We start from the raw sequence: 21,692 nt of genomic DNA, 5'->3' as shown, positions 1-21,692 counted from the left end.
CTCATCTAAGTTGACATACATCTAAATAGCGAGTCAAGTCGGCTAACCTGTGGCGCTGGTCCCCGACTCATCCCCGTTGAGGACGGCGGGCGGGTGCCCGTGCGCGAGCACCGCCCGCAGCCGCGTCCCGATCGGGTAGCACGCCGTGTGCGGCTGCAGTGAGCGCAACCTGCGCCCGGAGGCGAGCGTGACGGTGTGCAGCACGAAACCGCCCTGGAACTCGGTGTCGACCACGCGGGCTGTGCCGTCGTCGGAGGGAGTAAGGGTGACCTCGTGCGGGCGTACCATCACCTCCAGCTCACCTGTGGCTTCGAGGTCGGGCGGCGCGCTCACCGGCCCGAGTTCGGTGACCAGCCCGCCGGAGACCAGCTCCGCGGGCAGGAAGTCCGCCTCACCCATGAACGTGGCGACGAACCGGTTGGCCGGGGCGTGGAACACGGACGCGGGATCGCCGAGCTGCTCGACACACCCCGACCGCATGACGGCCACCCGGTCCCCGATCGCCAGGGCCTCGGTCTGGTCGTGGGTGACGAAGACCGCCGTGGTCCCCGTCTTCCGCAGGATCGCGACGGTGTCGGCGCGAACCTGCGCCCGCAGGTGCCTGTCGAGGTTGGAGAACGGCTCGTCGAGCAGCACCAGGTCCGGTTCGGACGCCAGCGCCCTCGCGAGGGCGACCCGCTGCTGCTCACCACCGGAGAGCTCGTGCGGGTACCGCTCGCCCATCCGGTGCATGGCGATCATCTCGAGGCCCGCCTCGACCCGCTCGCGGCGCCGCCTGCCGGACCAGCCGTTCAGCCCGAAAGCGATGTTGCCCGCGACGGTCAGGTGCGGGAACAGCGCGTGATCCTGGAAGACCATCCCGACGTTGCGGCGCTCGGGCGGGCACCACACGCCGTCGCCCGCGATCCGCTCGCCCGCGAGGTGAATGGTGCCCCCGTCCGGCTGCTCCAGCCCGGCGACCAGGCGCAACAGGGTGGACTTGCCGCAACCGGACGGCCCGACCAGCGCGAGTACCTCGCCGTCGCCGACCTCGAGGCTCAGCTCGTCGACCGCCGGTACCCGGCCGAACTTCTTGCGCACCTTCTCGATCACGAGGGTCGAGTCGTGGTTCGGGTTCACCGCGCTCCCTCCAAGCTTTGCGGACGTCGGCCAACGAGTAGCAGGACCGGGATGGCAGCGACGGCGACGATCGTCAGCGCGGGCAACGCGGCGCTCTCCCAGCGGCTCTCCGAAGCCAGCTCGTAGGTCCACACCGAGAGGGTGTCGAAACCGAACGGGCGGAGCAGCAGCACGATCGGCAGCTCCTTGAGCGCGTCGATGGCCACAAGTACCGCTGCTGTGGCCATACCGGTGCGGACGAGCGGCAGGTGCACCCGGCGCATGACCCGCATCGGTGCGGCGCCGAGGCACAGCGCCGATGCCGTCATGGCCGGGTTCACCTTGGCGAAGCTCGCATCGACGGTGTGGTAGCCGAGCGCGAGGAACCGCACGATGTAGGCGTAGATGATGCCCACCACCGACCCGGTGGCGACAAGGCCGGTGCCGCCCGGCACGCCGAGCGCCTCGAGACCGGTGTCCAGGTAGGCGAAGGTGAGCAGCACACCGATGGCCACGACCACCCCGGGGATCGCGTAGCCCACGGTGGTCAGCTGCGCGGCAGCCGCCGTCAGCCGCCCGCCTGCCGTGCGCGTTCCGTGCGTGACGACCAGCGCGATGGCGACACAGCTGACCGCGACGATCGCCGCGACGGTGACGCTGTTGAGCAGGTACCCGACGTAGCGCGGGTCGGCGAGACCGGCTGTGCCGGACAGCACGTCCGCCCCGAACCACCAGAGCAGCTGCGCGACCGGGAGCCCGAACGCCGCGGTGAGCACCGCCGCACAGGTCCCGGTCGCGGCCACGGCGCGCACCCCGCTCAACGGGACCGGACGCAGGCCGTGCCCTGCGCCGCCCTTCTGGTGGTAGCGCGCCCTGCCGCGCAGCAACCGCTCCCCCGCGATCACGAGCAGGGCGAACACGAGCACGAGGCTGGCCAGCTCGGTCGCGGCCTCCCTGTCGAACTGCCCCTTCCACACCTGGTAGATGCCGACGGACACGGTCTGGACGTTGAAGTAGGACACGGTCGCGAAGTCCGTCAGCGTCTCCATCGACACCAGCGCGAGCCCGGCGGCCAGCGAGGGGCGCGCCAGCGGGAGAGCGACCCGCACCCCGGCACGCACCCGGCCCGCCCCCAGGGTGCGGGCCGCCTCGAACGTCGCGGGCGCCTGCTCCCGTATCGCCGAGCGCGCCAGCAGGTAGACGTAGGGATACAGGCTCAGCGAGAGCACGACGGCGGCACCGGGGATCGAACGCACGTCGGGGAACCACACCTCGGGCCCCAGCAGCGCGCGCAGGCCCGACTGGACCGGCCCCGGCGCGTCAAGCAGGGCAAGGAAGATGAACCCCAGCACGTAGGCAGGCATGGCAAGCGGCAGCACGAGCAGCCAGCCGAACGTGGCGCTTCCGGGGAACCGGTAGACGCTCACCAGCCAGGCCATCCCGGCCCCGAGCACCAGCGTGCCCGCGGCAACGGCCGCCATCAACGCCAGCGTGGAACCGAGCATCCCCGGCAACGGCCCGGCCCACAGTTGCGCCCACACCTCGGGGGTCGGGGTGAGAGCGCTCGCGGCCACCAGTGCGACCGGTATCACCGCGAGCACGGCGACCGAGACCACCGCCACGAACCACCCGTGCCGGCTGCCGCGTCGCAGCCGGGCCGGTGCGGTGACGGGTGCCCGGACGCTCACTCGTAACCGACCTCGTTCATCAGCCGCACCGCGCGGGAGTTGAGGCTGCCGTACGCCTCCGCCTCGATCGGCTCGTAGTCGAACTCGCCGAACTCCGCGATGACGGGCTCGGGCTCGACCTCGGGGTTCACCGGGTACTCGTGGTTGCCGTCCACGAAGCTGTTCTGGCCGGTGGTGGCCAGCCACTCGATGAGCTCGCGGCCCAGCTCGGGATGGTCGGCCTCGGCGAGCACGCCGGCGCCGGAGATGTTCACGTGCGTACCGCGCCCGTCCTGGTTCGCCCAGAACGGGCGGACCGACAGGTCCTCGTCGTCGGCGAGCAGCCGGGCGAGGTAGTAGTGGTTGGTGATGGCGACGTCACAGGTCCCCGCGTCCACGTTCTCCAGGATCCGCACGTCGTTGTTGATGATCTCGACGTCGTTGTCGACCCAGCCGCCGACGATCTCGCGGGCGCGCTCCTCGCCGTGGTTGTCGATCAGGCTCGCCACCAGCGACTGGGTGTAGGAGTTCGTGGAGTTGCGCATGCACAGCCGTCCCTGCCACTCGGGCTCGGCCAGCTGCGCGTAGGTGTCCTCTGCGGCGAACTCGCCGGGGTCGACCTCGTCCGGGTTGTACATCACCGTACGCGCCCGCATGGACAGCCCGAACCAGTGCCCTTCCGGATCGCGCAGCCCCTGCGGCACCCCGTCCTCGAGCCGCGCCGAGTCCAGCGGGGCGAGCAGCCCGTCCTGCTCGGCCTTCCAGAGGTTGCCCGCGTCCACGGTCATGTAGACATCGGCCTGCGTGTCCTCACCCTCGGCCGCGATCCGCTCGCGCAGCTCGGCGTCGCTTCCGGAGAGGAACTCGACCGAGACGCCGGTCTTCTCGGAGAACTCCTCGAATGCCTGCTCGAGGTCGTAGTGCCTGCCCGTGTAGACCCGTACCGTGTCCGACTCACCTGCCGTGACGGCACCGCAACCGGACAGCGGGACCACGAAGGCGGCGATGGAGACGAGCAGGGTCACGCGGTTCGCTGCCCTCGCCCTGTGCGACCGACCGACACCTGACCAGCCGAACACGTCACATTCCTCCGTACTTCGGGATCGAGACCCGGTTCCCGGCTCGCGCCGATGAGGGCGCTTGTCGGCCTGGAGGGCAGGGTTGGCTTACCTAACCAATCCAGGTTAACAATGCTAGGACGCCGGTGGGTTGTCAAGCTCTTCCGCTGTGGATAACTTAGGCTAAGCTAACACCCAGATGATCGCGTGATTCGCTGGTGTGACCGGCGTCTCGACCGGGTTTCAGGACTTGTGCACACAGAGAAGGAAGCCGATGAACACCGGAACAGCCTCGTACCGCCGACTCGTACCGTGCCTCGCCGCGTTCGGAGTCCTCCTTGCCGGGTGCGCCGACGACGGCGCGGAGGTCCGCGAACTCGAAGGGGGTGACGGTTCGGAGTCGGGCAGCCACTCGGGATCCGGCAGTGGCTCAGGGTCCGGCAGCGGATCCGGGTCCGGCAGCGGGTCGGCCTCCGCCAGCGGGTCCGAGCCGGGAGGCGTGCCCAAGGGTGTCGCCAAGCAGTACGCCCACCTGGCCGAGGAGATCGCCGACGAGGGCGGCCAGACCGAGTCCGGCCCCTGGCGGATCGGCTACATCGTCGAGCCCGCCGAGGGATGGTACGCCTCCGAGGGCGACGACACGCGGTTCCGCGAACCCGCAGGCGACGAGACCCATCACATCGAGGTCGTCCCGTTCGAGGCCGACTCCGGCCGGGTGGTCCCTGACGTGCCCATCCGGGTGGAGATACTCGACGGGGACGGCCAGGTGGTCGACGCGAACGACCTGGACTTCTTCTACGGCGAGGCCTTCCACTACGGGAACAACTTCGCGGTGCCCGAACAAGGCGAGTACACGCTGCGCGTCACGCTGGAACCGCCACGGTTCCTCCGGCACGGCGAGCAGGACGAGGACCCGGCGCTGACCGAGGGCGCGGAGGTCGAGTTCACCGACGTACAGCTCGAGTCGTCCGGCTGAGGCGCCCGACCGTGCACGTGGATCTCGCCGTCCTCGGGGCGGGCCCTGCCGGGCTGGCCGCCGCGTGGCGGGCGGCCAGGCAGGGCCACTCCGTGGCCGTCCTGGAACGGGCGGGCGACGTGGGGGGTATGGCCGCCAGCTTCACCGTGGACGGCGTGCGCGTCGACCACGGCAGCCACCGGCTCCACCCGAGCATCGACAAGCGGATCCTGGGCGACCTGCACGAGCTGCTCGGTGACGACCTGCAGCGACGGCAGCGCAACGGCCGGTTGCGTGTCGCCGGCCGCTGGGTGGGATTCCCGCTGCGGCCGGTCGAGCTGGCGCGGTCACTGCCGCCCGGCATGATCGCGAAGGTGGCGCGCGACGCGGCGGGTGCGCCGCTGCGGCGGGACCGCGACCCGCGCGACTATGCCGCCGCGCTGCGGGCGGGCCTCGGCCCGACACTCTACGAGGCCCTGTACAGCCCGTACGCGGTCAAGCTGTGGGGGCTGCCCGGCGAGGAGATCGACCCGGAACAGGCACGGCGCCGCGTGACGGCCGACACCCCCGTCAAGATCGCCAAGCGCATGCTGCGCGTGCGGCGCGGTACCGGGCAGGGGCGGATATTCTACTACCCGCGCCGCGGCTTCGGGCAGATCGTCGAGGCGCTCGCCGACGCGGCCGTGGCGGCGGGGGTCACGCTGCGGTGCGCAACGGAGGTGACCGGCATCGACACCGGCGACGACCGGGTCGAGCTGACCACGGCCGGCGGTGAACGGGTGAGCGCCGGGCAGCTGTTCAGCACCATCCCGCTGCCGGTCCTCGGCCGGATCACCCGTCCCGCACCGGACGAGACGGCACTGGAGTCGACCACACGACTGGAGTTCCGCTCCATGGTGCTGGTCTACCTCACCCACGACGGTGCCCGGCCGTGGACCGAGTTCGACGCGCACTACCTGCCGCAGCAGGGGACCCCGGTCACCCGCATCTCCGAGCCCGCCAACTACCGGGACAGCTCGCAGGACCCGCACGACAGGACGGTGCTGTGCGCCGAGATCCCCTGCGACGCAGGGGACTCGCTGTGGAACGCCTCCGACGAGCGGCTCGCCGCGCTGGTGGACGACGCGGTCACCGGCTGCGGACTCCCTCCACTGCGGACCGCGGGGGTGCACGTGCGGCGGCTCCGTCATGTCTACCCCATCTACCGCACGGGATACCGGGACCACCTGGCAGGTGTGGACGCCTGGGCGGACACCCTGCCCCGGGTGACGACCTTCGGCAGGCTCGGGCTGTTCGCGCACGACAACACCCACCACGCGCTGACCATGGCCTACGACGCGGTGGCGGCACTACGCGGGAACGCCGCGCGCGGCGACTCGTTCGACGCGGACTCGTGGCACGCCGCCCGCAGGCGGTTCGCGAACCACGTGGTCGAGGACTAGCGCGTGTCTCTCAATCCCGCGTACCTGCTGCGCGGGATCAAGAGACACGCCCTAGCGCGCTGCCGGGCGCTGATCCCGCAACAGGCCGCCGCGCGGCCGGTCGGCATTGAGCTCCCGGTGCACGGCGGGGATGACGCGGCGCAGGTAGCGACCGAGCTTGACGAACGACGTGCCGGTGTCCCGGAACGTGTAGCGGATCGGCACCTCGGCGTAGGCGAAGCCCTTGGCGAGCAGGTCGAGGGTGAGGACCTGCGCGTAGTTGTAGTCGTGCACCACCTCGGCGGCCGCCGCTGCCTCCGGCGAGAACGCCCGGTAGCCGCTCTGCCCGTCGGTGAGGTCCCGCCTGCGGGTCAGCCACCGCACCCACACGGTGAGCACCCGGTTGCCCAGCCTGCGGTGCGGCAGCATGCGCCGGATCTCCCCGGCGAACCGCGAGCCCACGACGTAGTCGGCCGCACCGGCCAGCACCGGACCGGCGACGCTGTCGATGTCCTCGGGAAAGTACTCCCCGTCCGCGTCCAGGTAGACCACGGCCGCAGGCCGCTGCGCCACCGCCTCGGCCAGCCCGGTGCGCACCGCGGCACCGAGCCCGCGGTTGACCGGGTGCGCGACGACGGTGGCGCCCGCCCCGGCCGCCCGCTCCGCCGAGTCGTCCGCCGAGCCGTCGTCGACGACGACCACCGTCAGGGGCCTGCCCGCGACCCGCTCCGGCAGCCGGGCCAGCACACGACCGATACTGGCCGCCTCGTCGTGCACCGGGAGGAACGCCACCACGGGCGCGTCGTCGGCGACCGGTTCGCGGACCGGCCGGTCGGGCAGGCCACGCGGCAACCGCAGCCATCCCCAGTACGACGGCGCGGGGACGAACAGCGCCACAGCCCCCACGGCCAGCGCGTAGACGGTCTTGACCGCGTGGGTCACCAGCGCGGTCCCGAACGCCGCCGCGGCCGGTACACCGATGGCGCCGAGCACGGCGGTGGCGGCGGCCTCGTAGGAACCGAACCCTCCCGGCGTGACCGCGACGGTCTGGACCACGATCGTCACCGACGTCACCGCGAGCGCCTCGGACGCCGAGAGCGGGAACCCGGCGATCCTGGCGACCTCCCAGATCACGACCGACTCCAACCCCCAGGCCGCCACGACGGCGAGAATCACATGCGGCGAGGGCAACCGCAACGCGGCCCCGCGCCGGACGAGCCGCCACGACCACGCCACGCCACCACCGGCGACGCACAGCCCGGCGGCGGCGAGCAGCCACCCCCAGCCGCCGATGAGTCGCGGGACCAGCGCGGGCGCCGCCAGCATCGCCAGGACGACGATCGCGGCCAGGTCCCCGGAACGCAGGGTCACGGCCGAGGCCAGCACGGGCCCGCGGGGCAGCTCGGTGCGGCGCAGCACGCTCGTCACCCGCAGCACCTCACCGAGCCGCAGCGGCAGGACGTGGTTGCCGAGCAGGCTGACGTGCAGCGCCGCCCAGGAATGCCCGAACCGCAGGCCCGGCAGGACCGCACACCACGCCCACGAACGCAGGGCGAAGGCGAGCGCGTAGCACCCGACCGCCAGTACCGGGCCTGCCGGGTCGGTCAGCATCGCGCGCACCAGCTCGGCCACCTGCCCGACCGGGTCGGTGTCACCGAGACCGCGCACCAGATAGCCGATGGCGAGCACGAGCACCAGGAGGCCGACCGCCAAGCGTGCCCATCGCACGAGTGATCGCCCTCACTTCCCCGCGGCTCGACCGGAATGTAGCGTAAGGCTAACCTTAGTAGCCCGTTACCGACGAGGGGAGAGCAGGCGTGCGCGTGGTCGTCACCGGTGCAGCCGGGTTCCTCGGGCGGGCACTGGTCCGCCACCTCGCCTGCCACGGCACCGTCGTCGGGATCGACCGCGCCGCGCAGACACCCCGGCCCGGGCTGGTACCGGTCACGGCCGACCTGCTGGACGGCGACCCCCTCGTGCACGAGGCGCTCGCCGATGCGGACGCGGTGTTCCACCTCGCGGGCAGCACGGACGTGCGCGACCAGCGGCCCGACGCGGCCGAACGCCGCCACCGCGACAACGTGCTCGCGACGGAGACCGTACTCGACGCGGTACCGATGCGCACCCGGCTGCTGGTCACCTCGTCGTCCTCGGTCTACGGCGGCAGCCGCCCGGGCCGGCCGAGCACCGAGAACGACACACCTCGCCCGCTGGGGACCTACGCCAGCAGCAAGCTCGCGGTCGAGCGGCGCTGCGCCCGGCGGCACGCCGCGGGAGGGGACGTCCTTGTGGTGCGCCCGTTCACCGTGGCGGGCGAGGGGCAACGTCCCGGGATGGGCCTGGCACGGTGGATCGAGTCGGCACGCGCCGGGCGGCCGCTGCGGTTGCTCGGCTCGCCCGAACGGACCAGGGACCTCACCGACGTCATGCAGGTGGTCCGCGCGCTGGCCGAGCTTGCGCAGGCGGAGGCGACCGGCACGGTGAACCTGGGTACCGGTGTCGGGCACTCGCTGGCCGGGATGGCGGCGGCCGTGGGACGGGTGCTCGGCGTCGAGGTCGTCACCGATGTCGTGCCCGCGCCCCGGGTCGACGTCGCGCACACGCTGGCCGACACGCGGCGCCTGCGCGAGGTACTCGGCTGGGTGCCGCGCACCGACCTCGCGGAGCTCATCGCCAGGCAGGCGGCGGCGACCACGGACCCCGTTCTCGCCCCGGCCGGGTAGCCGTGCGGCCGTCCAGGCTGCGCGCGGCGATCGGTGCGGTCGCCCTACTCGCCGTGCTGTCCGCGGCGCTCGGTATCGGTGTGCGCGCGACGTTCGGCGCGCACGTCGCTGTGGACGAGACGCAGTACCTGCTCACCGCGCTGTCCATCGCCGAGGACGGCGACCTGGACATCTCCGATGAGCTCGCCGGGCAGCGGTGGCGCCCGTTCGCCGACGTCGAGCCGCCCGAGCAATCCGCGGAGATGCCGGACGGCAGGCGCATCAGCCCGCACGACCCGCTGCTGCCGCTGCTGCTCGCCCCCGCCATGGGGCTGGGTGGCTGGGTCGCCGCGAAGGTGTCGCTCGCGCTGCTGCCCGGTGTCCTTGCGGGGCTCACGCTGTGGCTGGCCGTACGCCGGTTCGCCGTGCCACTCCCGCTCGCCGCCGCAGGCACCGGGCTGGCTGCCGCATCGGCCCCCCTTGCGGTTTACGGCCAGCAGCTCTACCCGGAGCTGCCGGCCGCCCTGGTCGTGCTGCTCGGGGTGACCGCGCTGACCGGTACGCCGACGAGGGCGAACGTGCTGCTGCTCGCCGCAGCCGTCACCGCGGCGCCGTGGCTGTCCGTGAAGTACGTACCGGTCGCGGCCGTCCTCGCGATCACGGGACTGGTGCGCTGGTGGCGCGCGAGACGCGGGCGCGACGTCGCGGTACTCGCCGGGGTGCTTGCGGTGATGGGCGCCTGCTACGCGGCCGTTCACCTGCGCGTGTGGGGCGGCCTGACGGTCTATGCCAGCGGGGACCACTTCCAGGAGTCCGGCGAGCTCACGGTCGTGGGCACCGATCCCGACTACCTCGGCCGGTCGCTACGGCTGGTCGGCCTGCTCGTCGACCGCGAGTTCGGGCTGGTGGCCTGGCAGCCCGCCTGGCTGCTGGTGGTGCCCGCACTCGGGTTCTTCCTCGTGGCCCGGCCGCACGGCACGGCACGGCTCGTGCTGCCGCTGGCGACAGGGTGGCTGGTCGCCACCTACCTCGCGCTGACCATGCACGGGTTCTGGTGGCCGGGCAGGCAGGTGGTCGTCGTGCTCCCGCTCGCGCTGCTGGTCATCCTCGTGTGGCTCGCCCACGCGGGACGGGTGACCCGCCTTGCCGCGATCGCGCTGGGGGCCGCGGGTGCGTTCACCTACGCGGGGCTGCTGATGGACGGCTATGCCCGCTCGATCACCTGGGTGAGCGGCTTCGCGTCGGTGGACGCACCGGTCTACCGGCTGCTGCGCCCCGTCCTGCCGGACTACCGTGGCGACTTCCTCACCGCCCACCTCGCCTGGGTCGGCGCCATCCTCCTGCTGGGCGCCGCGGGAGCCTTCCTCGCCGCCCGGTCACGCCCAGATGGCGGCGGCGAGCAGGATGCCGCCCGCGGCAGCGCCCAGGCCGGCGAGGACGTTGGTGGCGACGTTGACGAGTGACAGCGCGCGAGCACCCTCGGTCGCCAGCCGGAACGTCTCGTAGCCGAACGTGGAGTAGGTGGTCAGCGACCCGCACAGGCCGACACCGACCCCCAGCCGGACCGCCTCGGCATCCACGCCGTACAGCGCGCCACCCGCGACGAAGCCAAGGACCACCGAGCCAAGCACGTTGACGGTCAGCGTGCCCCACGGGAACGGCGAGTCGCGCCATCGCTGCGCCCGCCGGTCGATCAGGTACCGCAGGTTCGCCCCCACCGCACCGCCGAGCAGCATCAGCACCACGGTCATACGGCTCCCGCCCGGCTCATCGCTGCCGTCCCTTCGTTCCGCTACCCCGCCGGGCAAACCGTCGCGTTACCCGAACCAGCCGGCGCGTCACGAGCACACCGGCAACGACCGCCGCCAGGGCGGCCAGCACGGTGCTCGCCAGGTACACCAGTGCCGTACCGGCGCGCTCGGCCATGACCAGCTCGGCGGTGTCGACCGTGTAGGTGGAGAACGTGGTGAAGCCGCCGAGCACGCCCACACCCAGGAACGGGCGTACCAGCCGGTGCGAGGCCACCGTCTCGGCGATGACCACAACGAGCATCCCGATCAGGAAGCACCCGACTACGTTGACCAGCAGCGTGGCGAACGGGAAACCGCCAGCCGGGTGCGGCATCCCCACAGCGACCGCGTACCGCGCGCCGGTACCGGCCGCACCACCGAGCCCGACCGCGACCAGGACGTCCCAGCGCTTCCCGGCAGCCCACCGCCGCCACCACGGTGACCTGCCCGGCTCGCACGCGGACGGTCCGCTCCCGCCCGCGACCCCGGACACCGCGTCGGGCACTCCCCTCACCGCCCTCACTCGCGTTCCTCACCGGCACCATCCCGGCGTAACGGCGCATGCCAGTCACGCGACTTCAATATATGAGGTACTTACCGGAAATCCCCGCCATTCTCGCACCACGACGCCGGGCGAGATCGCTGCGCGTTCCCGCTCTGCTGCTCGGCGTTCTCCTGACGGCGGCAAGCGTCGCGTCCGCGCCCGCGATCCACGCCGGCCCGCCGGACCAGCGCAACTTCGCCGCGCACGCCACCGGCGAAGAAGAGGTCCCGCCGGTGGACACCGACGCGCGGGGCCAGCTCAAACTCCAGCTCAGCAAGGACGGCACGAAGCTGCGCTACCGACTGAACGTGGCCAACATCGAGGACGTCACGATGGCGCACCTGCACCAGGCACCGGCGGGCGCCAACGGACCGGTCGTGGTGTGGCTCTACCCGGACTCGCCCCCGCCCGAGCCGATCCCGGGTCGCACCGACGGTGTGCTCGCCACCGGCACGGTCACCGAGGACGACCTCGTCGGCCCGATGGAGGGCCGGTCGATGTCCGACCTCGCCGCGGAGCTGGCGGACGGCAACATCTACGTCAACGTGCACACCGAGCAGCACCCGCCGGGAGAGATCCGCGGCCAGCTGCGCTGAAGGAGGTGACAACCGGCGCCACTACGCGCGGCTGAACGCGCGCAGCTTGCGCTCGTCGATACTGATCCCCAGGCCCGGCGCCTGCGGTACGCGCAGGTGACCGTCCAGGTACTCGACCTCCTCGACTGCGATGTCGTCGGCGAGCAGCAGCGGGCCGAACAGCTCACACCCCGCGGTCACCTCCGGGATGGCACCGTAGAGCTGCGCGCTCGCTGCCGTGCCGATAGTGCTCTCGATCGTCGTCCCGCCGTGGCACGCGATCCCGGCCGCACCCGCGATACTCGCGATCCTGCGGACCGTGGAGAGGCCACCGGACTTGGCGATCTTGATCGCGAAGATGTCCGCACCGGCCGCGCGGACCAGGGTCAGGGCATCGTGCGGGCTCCACAGGCTCTCGTCCGCCATGACGGGAATGCGCAGCAGCGCGGCAAGGCGCACCATGGCGTCGGTGTTCCAGCCGGGCACGGGCTGTTCCACCAGGTCGATGCCGCCCGCCTCCAGCTCCGGCAGCCAGCGTGTCGCGGTCAGCTCGTCCCACGCGCAGTTGAGATCGACCCGCAGGCTGGTGCCGGGCGCCACGCCGCGCGCGATGTCGAGCACACGCGCCACGTCGCTCGCCGGGTCCTGCGCCCCCATCTTGAGCTTGAAACTGGAGTGCAGACCGGACTCCAGTTTCGCCTCGATCTCCTCGATGGCGGCCTTCGCCTCATCGGCGCCGAGAGCCCACGTCACCGGGATCGACTCGCGGTAGAGGCCACCGAGCAGCTCGTAGACCGGCACGCCGAGCGCCTTGCCCCAGGCGTCGAACAGCGCCATCTCCACAGCCGCCTTGGCGAACGGGTTGCCCGCCACCACGGTGTCCATCACGGCGCGGAGGTGTTCGACCCTTGTCGCCTCGCGCTCCACGAGGAGCGGCGCGAGGTAGGTGTCGATCACTACCTTGATGCCCTCGACGGACTCGCCACCCCACCACGGCCCGCCGGGGACGACCCCCTCGCCGAGCCCGTCGACGCCTTCGGCCGTGCGCAGCCGCACGAGCACGTAACTCTGGTGGTCGATGGTGATCGCCGAGAACCGGTGGAGCCTGCGAAGCGGCAGGTCGACGATGGTGGTCTCCACCGACTCGATGGTCAAGCGTGTCATCGCGGCACGTCCTCCTCACGCGCGTCGTCGAGCGGGAACACGGCCGAGCCCGGTCACACGTCTCAGTGGTCCCGCGCCCCGGAGAGGTGCGTGGCATAGAACTCGAGGGTCCGTGCCCAGGAGTCCGTTGCCGCGGCGCTACCTGACCCGCCTTCCACCAGTCCACTCAGGAATCCGTGCCCGGCTCCCTGGTAGATCTCGCCGATATAGTCGACGTTGTACGAAGCCATGGCATCGGAGAACTCGCGGACCTCGGTCAGGTCGATGTAGTCCTGGTCGCCCCAGAACGACAGGATGGGGCCGCGGATCGATCCGGCGATATCGATCGGTCTGGGCGCGGCGTTCGGTCCGCCCCGGGTGCGCGGGAAGGGGTAATAGCAGACCGTCACCAGATTCTCCACCCGCGCGCACAGATCGAGGGCGAACGTGCCGCCGAGGCAGAAACCCAGCAACCCGACCGTGGAGATGCCCTGCCGGGAGTTCTCCCGCAGCCACTCCACAGCGGCCTCCAGCTCGGACAGCGCACCGTGCTCGTCGAGCCGCTCCCAGCGGGCGAAGGCCGCGTCCCGGGTGACCTCCTCCAGCGAGCCGAGCCGGAAGAAGCAATCGGGCAGCAGTGCCACATACCCCTCCGCGGCGAGGCGCTCGGCAAGGTGCTCGTAGAACGGGGTCCTGCCGTAGATGTCCGAGAGCAGCAGCACTCCGGGGCCACTGCCGCCTTCCGGAACGCAGCACAAGCCGGGTAACCGCTCGCCAGAGGGCAGCGGTACCCCCACCTCGTGCCGCTCTACACCTGGAAGCCTCTCGTTCACGGCCTCGGGATGACACATATGTCCTCCAGCGAACGGGTACGGACGGTCCCTGCGCGCGTCTACCCGTCCTGCGGCTTGAGCCGGAACTCGTGCGTGGTGGTGAAGAACGGCTTCTTCAACCCCCGCGCCTCCATCTCCTCCGGGCTGTCGTGCTTACGCAGCCCGAGCACCAGCTCCGGTTTGACCGCGCTCGCGACATCGGAGTCGAGGTAGCGATCACCCTCGAAGTACAGCTGCGTGATCAGCGGCTCGTACCCGTCGGCGGAGACGACGAAGTGCAGGTGTCCCGGCCGGAAGTCGTGCCAGCCTGCCGCGTTGAGCAGTTCCTCCATCGGCCCGCCGCGCGGGAGGTGGTACGAGGGCGGCACGATGGTGCGGACCTCGAATTCCCCGTTGTCATCGGCGGTCATCCGGCCGCGCAGGTTGAACGGCGGGGGTCCTTCCTGGACATTGGAGTAGTACGTGTCGGCGTCCGCCTGCCACATATCCAGCACCGCTCCGGGTACGGGGCGGCCGCCGGTGGAGTGAACCGTGCCGGACAGGATGAGGACGTCCCCCTTCTCGTCGTCGCGCTGCGGCAGTACGTACGGGTGTTCCAGCCAGGGAGCGTCCGGCACGTAGTACGGACCCCGGATCGTTCCCCCCTCGCCCTGGTTGAGCCGCTCCACGGTGTGCTCGAAGAAGACGTCGAGGAACAGCGGCCACTCCCCGGCCTCACCGAGCCGGATGAGGTAGTTCATCGCCGCGTGGTACTCGTCGTAGGTCACCTCGTGCTCGTCGATGGCGTCGTTGATGCGCCTGATGAGGTCACCAACGACGGTAGCGATGCGCTCAGTCGACATGCTCAGCTCCTTTCCGGCCGAGTGCCGGACAGTTCCGGACGCTCGTACCGCTGGTCCCGGTCCGGCGTGCGGATGCCGCTCACCGGGACCCGTCGGGGTTGATGAGGTCGGGCACGGTCCAGCCGTCGAGGTCGTACTCCGCCATGCACTGCTCGGCGAAGCCCTTCATGCCGTCTGCCATGCCGGACTCCTGCGCTGCGAAGAGCAGCTCGGCACGCACACCTTCGTGGTTGCCCGAGTAGTTGCGCTCGTAGAGCTCGTGCCTGCCGCCGAACTCGCTGCCGATCGAGTCCCAGATCAGCTTCATCAGCTTGATCCGCTCCACCGCGTCCATATCGTCGGTACCGCGCACGTACCGGTCGAGGTATGGGCGGATCTCCGGCGACTTGAGGTCGTCGGCGTGCGAAGGCAGGTAGATCAGGCCACTGCCGAGGTCCTGCAGGATGATCTCGCGGATCCGTGGGTAGCCGACGGTCATGAACCACCGGTAGGACAGCCCGTAGTCCAGATGCGGCAGCACGGCGCCGCCGACCCATTCGTCCGGCCGCGCGCACATGGCATCGGAGATGGCCCAGAACATGTTGCGCCACCCGATGACCTCGCCGACGCGGGTCTGGATGCCGCGGAAGTCCTTCGTCCCCGTCGCCTCGACGCCCTTCATCAGCAGGCCCGCGATGAAGTCGAGCTTGACCGCCAGGCGGGTCACACCGTGGAAGGTGAACCGGTGCAGGAACCCGGAGCCCGGGAAGAACGTGCTGGCCTTCTCCGGGTCGCCGTAGATGAACACGTTCTCCCACGGGATCTTGACCTTGTCCAGTACGAAGATCGTGTCGTTCTCGTCCAGTCGGGAGGACAGCGGGTAGTCGAACGGGCTGCCCATCACGTCGGCAGTCTGCGCGTACGAGGCGCGGCAGATGAGTTTCATGCCGGGCGAGTTCATCGGGACCGTGCAGACCAGGGCGAACTCCCGTGTCTTGATCGGGAGTCCATAGTGGGCGATGAAGTTGTAGTGCGTGATCGCCGATCCGGTCGCTACCACCTTCGCGCCGGACACGATCAGGCCGTCGTCGCGCTCCTCCTCGACGTGCACGAACACGTCCCTGACCTCGTCCGGCTGCCGGTTGCGGTCCACCGGCGGGTTGATGATGGCGTGGTTCCAGTACAGCAGGCGCTCCTGCGACTCGGTGTACCAGCGCCGGGCGTTCTCCGCGTACGGCTCGTAGAAATCGGCATTGGCGCCGAGCGTGCCGAGGAAGGACGCCTTGTAGTCGGGACTACGGCCCATCCACCCGTAGGTCAACCGCGCCCACTCGGCGATCGCGTCGCGGTCCGCGTAGAGGTCCTCGCTGGACCGTGGTGTGCGGAAGAACGGGTGGGTGACGCCGCCGCTTCCGGTGTCGGTCGGCGCCGTCAACACCGACTGCTTCTCCGGGTCGTGCAGGGAGTCGTACAGCCGCGCCGTCATCCGCGCGGCGTTGCGGAAGGCCGGGTGCGTCGTCACGTCATCGACCTTCTCGCCGTAGATGAATACCTCGCGGCCGTCGCGCAGGCTCTCGAGATACTCATCGCCTGTCATCGGCCGCGCTGCTCGGTGCGCGGTGCTGGGCGGAGGTGTTTCTTGCTGAGCGGTCACGTCTAGCTCCTTCGTTGGGCTGTGTCGGTTGTGGTCAACTCGACGGGAACCACGACAGTCCCGGGTAGTCCCCGGATTCCAGCCACGGGACTTCGCTGAATGCCGTGCCGAGGCGGCGGAACTTGCCGCAGTAGAAGACGAGGGGCTCACCGCCGTTGAACTCGAAGTTGGCGACCTCGCCCAGGTAGAGCACGTGATCTCCGCCGTCGTAGCTTCGCCACGGCATGCAGGCGATGGTGGCGAGCGAACCGGCGAGCTGTGGGGCCAGCTCCTCGTCCGGTCGTTCCCACCGAGGCTCCTCGGACATGGGTTTGCCCGCGAAGTGCAGCGCCGCGTCATCCTGCGTATCGCGCAGCACGTTGACCGTGAACGGCCGGTCGTCGAGGTACTTGCAGATCCTGGTGTTGCGGTCGACGGAGACCAGCACCAGCGGCGGCTCCAGGGATACCGCAGTGAACGCGTTGACCGTGGCACCGTGCGGCGCCCCCTCCGCGTCGCACGTCACGACCGTGATGCCCGTGGCGAAATGACCAAGGCATGTTCGAAGGGATCGTGGATCGATCCGCACAGCACCTCTCCACCAATCTGTACGTAATGCGTATGGATTGGTCGCTATCCGGTCACCAGCTAGTGTGGTGCAGAGCACATTTGCGTGTCAAGAACGGCCGATCCGCACCCATCTGACCTGTTCAGCGCGAATGCCAAGGAGGGAAAGATGCTGTTTCACGTGCGTATGCGAGTGCACCTCCCGCACGATCTGGACCCGGCTGTCGAGGAGGAGCTGAAGAGCCGCGAGAAGGCGCGCGCTCAGGAGCTGCAGCGGGCGGGAACGTGGCGCCACCTCTGGCGGGTGGCCGGTTGCTATGCCAACATCAGCATCTTCGATGTCGACTCACACGAGCAGCTGCACGACATCCTGTCCGGCCTGCCGCTGTTTCCCTACCTCGATATCGACGTGACGCCGCTGGCGCAGCACCCTTCCGCGCTGCCGGAGATATGAGCACCGGCGACGTGCCTGTTGCGCCGCGCCGCTCGCCGGAGGACGCTACATAACGAGGGGGCGAGGACCGCTCCAGTGCCGCGCACGGTGCTGGTGCCGTGCGCGCGGGAGCCTGCGATGCGGGAGGAGTGAGCATGGCGATCACAACGGGAACGATGACCGACGAGCAGCGCAAGTCCGTGGCGTTGGAGTACCTCAAAGCGTTCGACAACGGCGGGGTGACCAGCACCGGTGGAAGCATTCTCGACTTGTTCGCCGAGGACGCCCAGGTGTTCTTCCCGAAATGGGGCTTGGCCAACGGCCGGAAAGAGATCGGGAAGCTCTTCGGCGACGTCGGTGGAACGCTGAACAGCATCAAACACGACTACGCGACGTTCAACTGGATCTTCTCCGGAGGTGACACGATCGTCGCCGAGGGCACCAGCCACGGCGAGCACCAGGACGGCGCGTGGCGGGCCGGCGTCCCGGAGTGGGCGGCGGGGCGCTGGTGCGACGTCTTCGAGATACGGGACTGGAAGATCCAGCGTTGTTTCATCTACCTCGATCCCGACTACGCGGGCAAGGACACGCAGCGCTACCCGTGGCTGAACGAGGCAGGCGCGTAGCCGCTCCAGCATCTCCGCGCAGCGGAGAACCTGGAACCCGTGAATATGGTTGTCCATAATGGAATATGCACAGGTCGGCATCGACACGAACCTGTTCACCCATCCGGTATCGCGGCTGCGGGTGCCCGAGTCATCGGCCCTTCGCGTTGTCGGGGTATGTGTATCCAGGGTGGTGGAATGCAGACGGGGATGCCGCCGCTTCCCATGTGGATGTTCCACTCGGAGTGGTGAATGATGCGGTGGTGCTCACCGCAGAGGAGGGCGAGGTTGGCGAGGTCGGTGGGACCGCCGTGCGCCCAGTGCTCGATGTGGTGCGCGTGGCACCAGCCCTCGGGCCGATCACACCCCGGGAACACACATCCGCGGTCGCGGAGGGCGAGGGCGCGGCGCTGGGCTGTGGAGACCAGCCGCTGCTCGCGCCCCAGATCCAGCACCTCGCCCTTGGATCCGAGCACGGCGGGAATCACCCCCGCGTCACAGGCCAGGCGACGCGCCTGTTCCGCGCTGGTCGGCACGTCCTGGTTCAACAAGCCGGTGGCAGTCGGCGCCCCGTCGGACGACAGCTCGCGCAGGCCGATCGTGACCACGATGCGGGGCCGCTCGCCGCCCTCGCTGGGCAGGGTGCCCGCCCGCAGGGAGTGGTCGGCCAGCTCGGCCAGCGCGTCCCCGTAGCGCTGCGCGGGCTCACGCTCATCGAGCCCGTGCTCGCTCGAGGGGCGGGGCTTGGCCAGCGGACTCAACGCCGCCTCCAACGCCTGACCCGCCTCCGCATCCAACACCCCGACCAGGCCCAGCCGCCCGTCCCGGCGCCACCCCAACCGCAGCTCCCGCGCGGGCCGGGCCGGATCATCCCCACCGGGCGAGGTCCCATCGGGTTGCACATAGGCCAGGATGCGCCGCCCGGCCTTACGCACCTTCGCCGGGGTCGACACCCGCGCCAGATTCACCAGCGTGGCCTCACTCTCCCGCCGATCCTGCTCGGCCACCGTGCCCGGCATCTCGGCCAACGTCTCCCGCACCGCATCAGCATGCGCCGTCCCGATCGCCCCCTCCCGCAACGCCACCCCCGACTGCGGAGCCAGCGCCGCCACCTCCCCCGTACCGGACCGCACCCGGTTGCACCCCGTCGCCCGGGCCACCCGCCGGGTCGCCTCACCCTTGTCGATCCGCAGAGTATTGCGCACCAGCACCGCCAGCGTGCCGTGCCCGAACTCGGCCATCACCCCCCGCGAGGCCACCTCAGCCAGAATCTCCCCCTGAATCGCCGCCGCCTGCCGCTGCAGCACCTCCAACGACTGCAGCGACGCCATCAACTCCTCCCGAGACGCCCGCCACCACTCGGCGCCAGGCGCAGGAAGAGCGACATCCCCAGAAACAACCATCACCACCCATAATAGAACACGTGTTCGAACAACGCAAGCACCGGAACCGGCTGCTGAACAGCCGATCTGGTCTTGATTCGATACGTCGAGCCTTGCTCGCCGCGAAGGACGGATGAGTGCCACACCGATATGAGGCCGAGTAGGCCACCGCACCGGCACTGGCTGAGCGTCGTCTGGCCGACGTGGCCGTTGGCGAGCCGGTTGTGGTACCCGGTTCAGTCCCCAGCCGATTCTGTCTGTATGAGATCGACACCGGCGACGCTGACGGAGTGCGTGGGGCTGCCATTCACGGGTGGGGTGTCCAATCCTCAATCAGCGAAGGCTGTGGCGCCGCCATCCTCGTTCGACGACCAACCTCTACGCCGTACGGTGCGCACAGTGACACTGGCGTACTGTCATTCTGAGCCGGTGCGATAGAGCGGAGGTACATACTGGCCGGATCGCTCCGCGCGCAGAAGCTGGCGTAGCTGTTGCAATGCGCTCGTATTCATGGCATTGACCAATTCGGCCGCCCGCCTGATCGTCAGGTAATCGATGCCTCTGTTTGCGGCCTCGCTGACGTAGTCATCGATCGCACGCAACGATTCGACCGTAGGAGCTTCGGCATTGCCGGTGGCCAAGCGACCGGCCTTGTCGCGCTCATAGTCGATCTCACTTGTGCCACGCAGCTCACGAATCGCGTCTTCTACATCGTCGAGGCTCGTGGTATCGAATAGACGCGAGGCTGGAGAGGAGGCGATGGCCTTCGCGGCATCGACGCGGTAGACCCGTGTACTCGCGGACGTCAACATAGTGGTTCCGCTGCCGTCACGCGTTTCCACCACTCCACGCGTGCCCGAGGCGGCAGCGGCAAGCAGCCCGTTGGCTTCGCTGGGGTGCCATTCGAACAGGTGAAGAACGTCCGCTACAGCCGCACCGTCGAGCTTGGCCACTTCGGTGCCCGACAGTTCCCCGAGACGGTTGTTCATCTCGCTCGTCGCCAGTTCACCGTCCAGACCGAGTCCGGTGACGAACAACTGGAGCGGAAGTCCGGTCCGCGCGCACGCGGCCAGCGCGAGAAAGTCCGCGATCGGACTACGCAGTCCTGGCTCGTCTCCCCGGGCCAGCGCATCGCCCCCGACGTCCACCAGCATGAGGCTGTCGCAGTCGAAATATTCGGCGGCGGCGTGCACTTGCTCCCCGATCCCGATAGCACCGTCCACGGGGTCGAGCAGCAGAAGTGGGAGCGGTAGGTCTTCCGCGAGCTGTACGAGTGTGGAGATACCGGGAGTAGTGAGCCGGCTCGCGGGACGGACCCGCATCACACCTGAGGCGAGCTCCGTCAGGCCGGTGAAGTCGTGCCGGGTGCGTGGCCCCGGTGTCGGATCGATCATCAGCCGATCCCACGAGTACGACATCACGGCGACCCCATCGTCCTCCGGCGACGCGGCCACCAACGCCGAGGCAGTTATGGCGTCGCCGCCACCGCCTGCGGCGACCACGAGAACCCTGGACATGCCGCTACCGTACCGATGGTCTTACCGCTCGTGACCTCGGTGCGTTGCTACTCTGGCCAGTGGACTATGGCACTTCGTTGAGCAAGGGTCGTCATGCCGGAGATACAAGAGGTGCTGCCAAAGTACCTGCAGATCGCGAACTACCTTCGTGACGAGATCATTCGGGGTGATCGCCTTCCCGGTTCCGAGGTGCCCTCTGAACGCGAGATCGCAGCTGACTGGAACGTCGCTCGCCCGACGGCCAGCAAGGCTTTGGACGCGCTTCGGCAGCAGGGCTTCGTGGAGTCACGACGCGGATCCGGGACCTACGTTCGAGAACTGCGCACTTCCCCTCGTGCGCGCGAGCGCCTGGAGCGTGCCAAGCAGCACGGAACGATGTACTCAGACCACGAGTCGGTCGAGTTCCTCAAAACCGAGGTGGTCGACGGTCCGGCACACGTGACCGACGCACTCGCAATTGCCGCCGGTAGCCGTGTGATCGAACGGAAGCGGTTGATCAAGAACGACTCAGCAGGACCTATTGAACTATCGACTTCGTGGTTTCCTTCCACCCTGGCTGAGCGGGCTCCCCGGTTGTTGGAGTTGAGCCGGATCCATGGCGGAACCGGAGCGTACATCGGATCGATTACCGGACGGAGTCCTGCGTACGCGCGGGATCAAGTATGTGCGCGGCTGGCCTCTCCGGAGGAACGCCGTCTTCTTCGACTGCCCGATCCTGCGGCTGTGCTCGTGTACTGGTTGTCGGTGTACGACGCAGATGACTCACCCATTCAGTTCGATGAGGCGGTGTACCCCCAAGATCGGTGGTCGTTCCGGCAGGAGTACCCGATCGCCCAGTGATCCAGCTCAGTGAATCGGTAACGAGGTTTTGCGTAACTGGACTATGCCACTTATAGTGCATAGTGGCATAGGCCAGATGAAGGGGCGCTTACTATGTTCGAACACGAC

At 69.4% G+C, this 21,692-nt stretch carries 21 protein-coding genes; 8 read left to right on the top strand and 13 right to left on the bottom strand.

Features of this window, described 5'->3' with window-relative positions; genetic code table 11:
- Window positions 1-42 precede the first annotated feature (42 nt).
- Genes H0B56_RS02230 through H0B56_RS02220 form a run of 3 tightly spaced genes read right to left on the bottom strand, consistent with a single transcriptional unit; the run spans window position 43 to window position 3,790 of the window.
- Window positions 43-1,119, bottom strand: coding sequence for an ATP-binding cassette domain-containing protein (locus H0B56_RS02230; RefSeq protein ID WP_180891229.1), 1,077 nt, complete (start codon window positions 1,117-1,119; stop codon window positions 43-45).
- Window positions 1,116-2,786 carry an ABC transporter permease subunit gene (locus tag H0B56_RS02225; RefSeq protein WP_180891228.1) on the bottom strand — a complete coding sequence of 557 codons (1,671 nt, stop codon included), beginning with the start codon at window positions 2,784-2,786 and terminating at the stop codon, window positions 1,116-1,118. Before H0B56_RS02225 ends, H0B56_RS02230 begins: the two co-directional genes overlap by 4 nt.
- A complete protein-coding gene (locus H0B56_RS02220) occupies window positions 2,783-3,790 on the bottom strand; it encodes an extracellular solute-binding protein (RefSeq protein WP_180891227.1) in 1,008 nt (335 codons plus the stop codon). The genes H0B56_RS02225 and H0B56_RS02220 overlap by 4 nt, the downstream gene beginning before the upstream one ends.
- A 307-nt stretch (window positions 3,791-4,097) precedes the next feature.
- On the opposite strand from H0B56_RS02220, the gene H0B56_RS02215 reads away from it, so the two are divergent.
- Both H0B56_RS02215 and H0B56_RS02210 read left to right on the top strand, forming a co-directional pair.
- On the top strand, window positions 4,098-4,799 hold the full coding sequence (locus H0B56_RS02215) for an iron transporter (RefSeq protein WP_219632087.1): 702 nt from the start codon (window positions 4,098-4,100) through the stop codon (window positions 4,797-4,799).
- 11 nt (window positions 4,800-4,810) lie between these two features.
- Window positions 4,811-6,220, top strand: coding sequence for an FAD-dependent oxidoreductase (locus tag H0B56_RS02210; RefSeq protein ID WP_180891226.1), 1,410 nt, complete (start codon window positions 4,811-4,813; stop codon window positions 6,218-6,220).
- Between the two features lie 51 nt (window positions 6,221-6,271).
- Here the strand turns inward: H0B56_RS02210 and H0B56_RS02205 are convergent, their stop codons facing one another.
- The gene (locus H0B56_RS02205) at window positions 6,272-7,912 is read right to left on the bottom strand and encodes a lysylphosphatidylglycerol synthase domain-containing protein (RefSeq protein WP_180891225.1); all 1,641 of its coding nucleotides are present in this window, start codon (window positions 7,910-7,912) and stop codon (window positions 6,272-6,274) included.
- 104 nt (window positions 7,913-8,016) lie between these two features.
- Between H0B56_RS02205 and H0B56_RS02200 the strand changes: the two genes are divergently transcribed.
- Complete coding sequence (locus H0B56_RS02200; RefSeq protein ID WP_180891224.1) at window positions 8,017-8,922, top strand: NAD-dependent epimerase/dehydratase family protein; 906 nt, start codon at window positions 8,017-8,019, stop codon at window positions 8,920-8,922.
- Window positions 8,923-8,924: 2 nt separating this feature from the next.
- On the top strand, window positions 8,925-10,364 hold the full coding sequence (locus H0B56_RS02195) for a hypothetical protein (RefSeq protein ID WP_180891223.1): 1,440 nt from the start codon (window positions 8,925-8,927) through the stop codon (window positions 10,362-10,364).
- Here H0B56_RS02195 and crcB (H0B56_RS02190) read toward each other — a convergent pair.
- Together crcB (H0B56_RS02190) and crcB (H0B56_RS02185) are read right to left on the bottom strand one after the other, a co-directional pair.
- On the bottom strand, window positions 10,278-10,652 hold the full coding sequence (crcB, locus tag H0B56_RS02190; RefSeq protein WP_180891222.1) for a fluoride efflux transporter CrcB: 375 nt from the start codon (window positions 10,650-10,652) through the stop codon (window positions 10,278-10,280). The genes H0B56_RS02195 and crcB (H0B56_RS02190) overlap by 87 nt on opposite strands.
- 16 nt (window positions 10,653-10,668) lie before the next feature.
- Complete coding sequence (gene crcB / locus H0B56_RS02185; RefSeq protein ID WP_343063716.1) at window positions 10,669-11,196, bottom strand: fluoride efflux transporter CrcB; 528 nt, start codon at window positions 11,194-11,196, stop codon at window positions 10,669-10,671.
- Window positions 11,197-11,276: 80 nt separating this feature from the next.
- On the opposite strand from crcB (H0B56_RS02185), the gene H0B56_RS02180 reads away from it, so the two are divergent.
- Entirely contained in the window at window positions 11,277-11,831 is a 555-nt protein-coding gene (locus H0B56_RS02180) for a CHRD domain-containing protein (protein WP_180891221.1), read from the top strand.
- A 21-nt stretch (window positions 11,832-11,852) separates the two neighbouring features.
- On the opposite strand, the gene H0B56_RS02175 is transcribed toward H0B56_RS02180, so the two are convergent.
- The 5 genes from H0B56_RS02175 to H0B56_RS02155 all read right to left on the bottom strand — a co-directional run bounded on the left by H0B56_RS02175 (window position 11,853) and on the right by H0B56_RS02155 (window position 16,829).
- The gene (locus H0B56_RS02175) at window positions 11,853-12,974 is read right to left on the bottom strand and encodes a muconate cycloisomerase family protein (protein ID WP_180891220.1); all 1,122 of its coding nucleotides are present in this window, start codon (window positions 12,972-12,974) and stop codon (window positions 11,853-11,855) included.
- Window positions 12,975-13,036: 62 nt separating this feature from the next.
- Window positions 13,037-13,786: a dienelactone hydrolase family protein gene (locus H0B56_RS02170; RefSeq protein WP_180891219.1), complete on the bottom strand. Its 750-nt coding sequence runs from the start codon at window positions 13,784-13,786 to the stop codon at window positions 13,037-13,039.
- 59 nt (window positions 13,787-13,845) lie between these two features.
- Complete coding sequence (locus H0B56_RS02165) at window positions 13,846-14,628, bottom strand: dioxygenase family protein (RefSeq protein WP_180891218.1); 783 nt, start codon at window positions 14,626-14,628, stop codon at window positions 13,846-13,848.
- A gap of 79 nt (window positions 14,629-14,707) precedes the next feature.
- Window positions 14,708-16,204 (bottom strand): 4-hydroxyphenylacetate 3-hydroxylase family protein, encoded by a 1,497-nt coding sequence (locus H0B56_RS02160; protein WP_180891217.1) that lies wholly within the window; start codon window positions 16,202-16,204, stop codon window positions 14,708-14,710.
- A 91-nt stretch (window positions 16,205-16,295) separates the two neighbouring features.
- Window positions 16,296-16,829 carry a flavin reductase gene (locus H0B56_RS02155; RefSeq protein ID WP_180891216.1) on the bottom strand — a complete coding sequence of 178 codons (534 nt, stop codon included), beginning with the start codon at window positions 16,827-16,829 and terminating at the stop codon, window positions 16,296-16,298.
- A 147-nt stretch (window positions 16,830-16,976) separates the two neighbouring features.
- Here H0B56_RS02155 and catC point away from each other — a divergent pair, with 147 nt between their 5' ends.
- Together catC and H0B56_RS02145 are read left to right on the top strand one after the other, a co-directional pair.
- Window positions 16,977-17,261 (top strand): muconolactone Delta-isomerase, encoded by a 285-nt coding sequence (catC, locus tag H0B56_RS02150; protein ID WP_180891215.1) that lies wholly within the window; start codon window positions 16,977-16,979, stop codon window positions 17,259-17,261.
- 134 nt (window positions 17,262-17,395) lie between these two features.
- On the top strand, window positions 17,396-17,866 hold the full coding sequence (locus tag H0B56_RS02145) for a nuclear transport factor 2 family protein (protein WP_180891214.1): 471 nt from the start codon (window positions 17,396-17,398) through the stop codon (window positions 17,864-17,866).
- A 95-nt stretch (window positions 17,867-17,961) separates the two neighbouring features.
- Here the strand turns inward: H0B56_RS02145 and H0B56_RS02140 are convergent, their stop codons facing one another.
- Window positions 17,962-19,176 carry an HNH endonuclease signature motif containing protein gene (locus H0B56_RS02140; protein ID WP_180891213.1) on the bottom strand — a complete coding sequence of 405 codons (1,215 nt, stop codon included), beginning with the start codon at window positions 19,174-19,176 and terminating at the stop codon, window positions 17,962-17,964.
- Between the two features lie 467 nt (window positions 19,177-19,643).
- On the bottom strand, window positions 19,644-20,744 hold the full coding sequence (locus tag H0B56_RS02135) for a DUF1152 domain-containing protein (protein WP_180891212.1): 1,101 nt from the start codon (window positions 20,742-20,744) through the stop codon (window positions 19,644-19,646).
- A gap of 93 nt (window positions 20,745-20,837) precedes the next feature.
- On the opposite strand from H0B56_RS02135, the gene H0B56_RS02130 reads away from it, so the two are divergent.
- On the top strand, window positions 20,838-21,584 hold the full coding sequence (locus H0B56_RS02130; protein WP_180891211.1) for a GntR family transcriptional regulator: 747 nt from the start codon (window positions 20,838-20,840) through the stop codon (window positions 21,582-21,584).
- The last annotated feature ends 108 nt before the right edge of the window (window positions 21,585-21,692 follow it).

The sequence above is a fragment of the Haloechinothrix aidingensis genome (genome assembly GCF_013450155.1).
Taxonomy (GTDB): Bacteria; Actinomycetota; Actinomycetes; order Mycobacteriales; family Pseudonocardiaceae; genus Haloechinothrix; species Haloechinothrix aidingensis.
The sequence above is the reverse complement of the archived record's forward strand: the minus strand, read 5'-3'. Positions and strand labels throughout refer to the sequence as shown.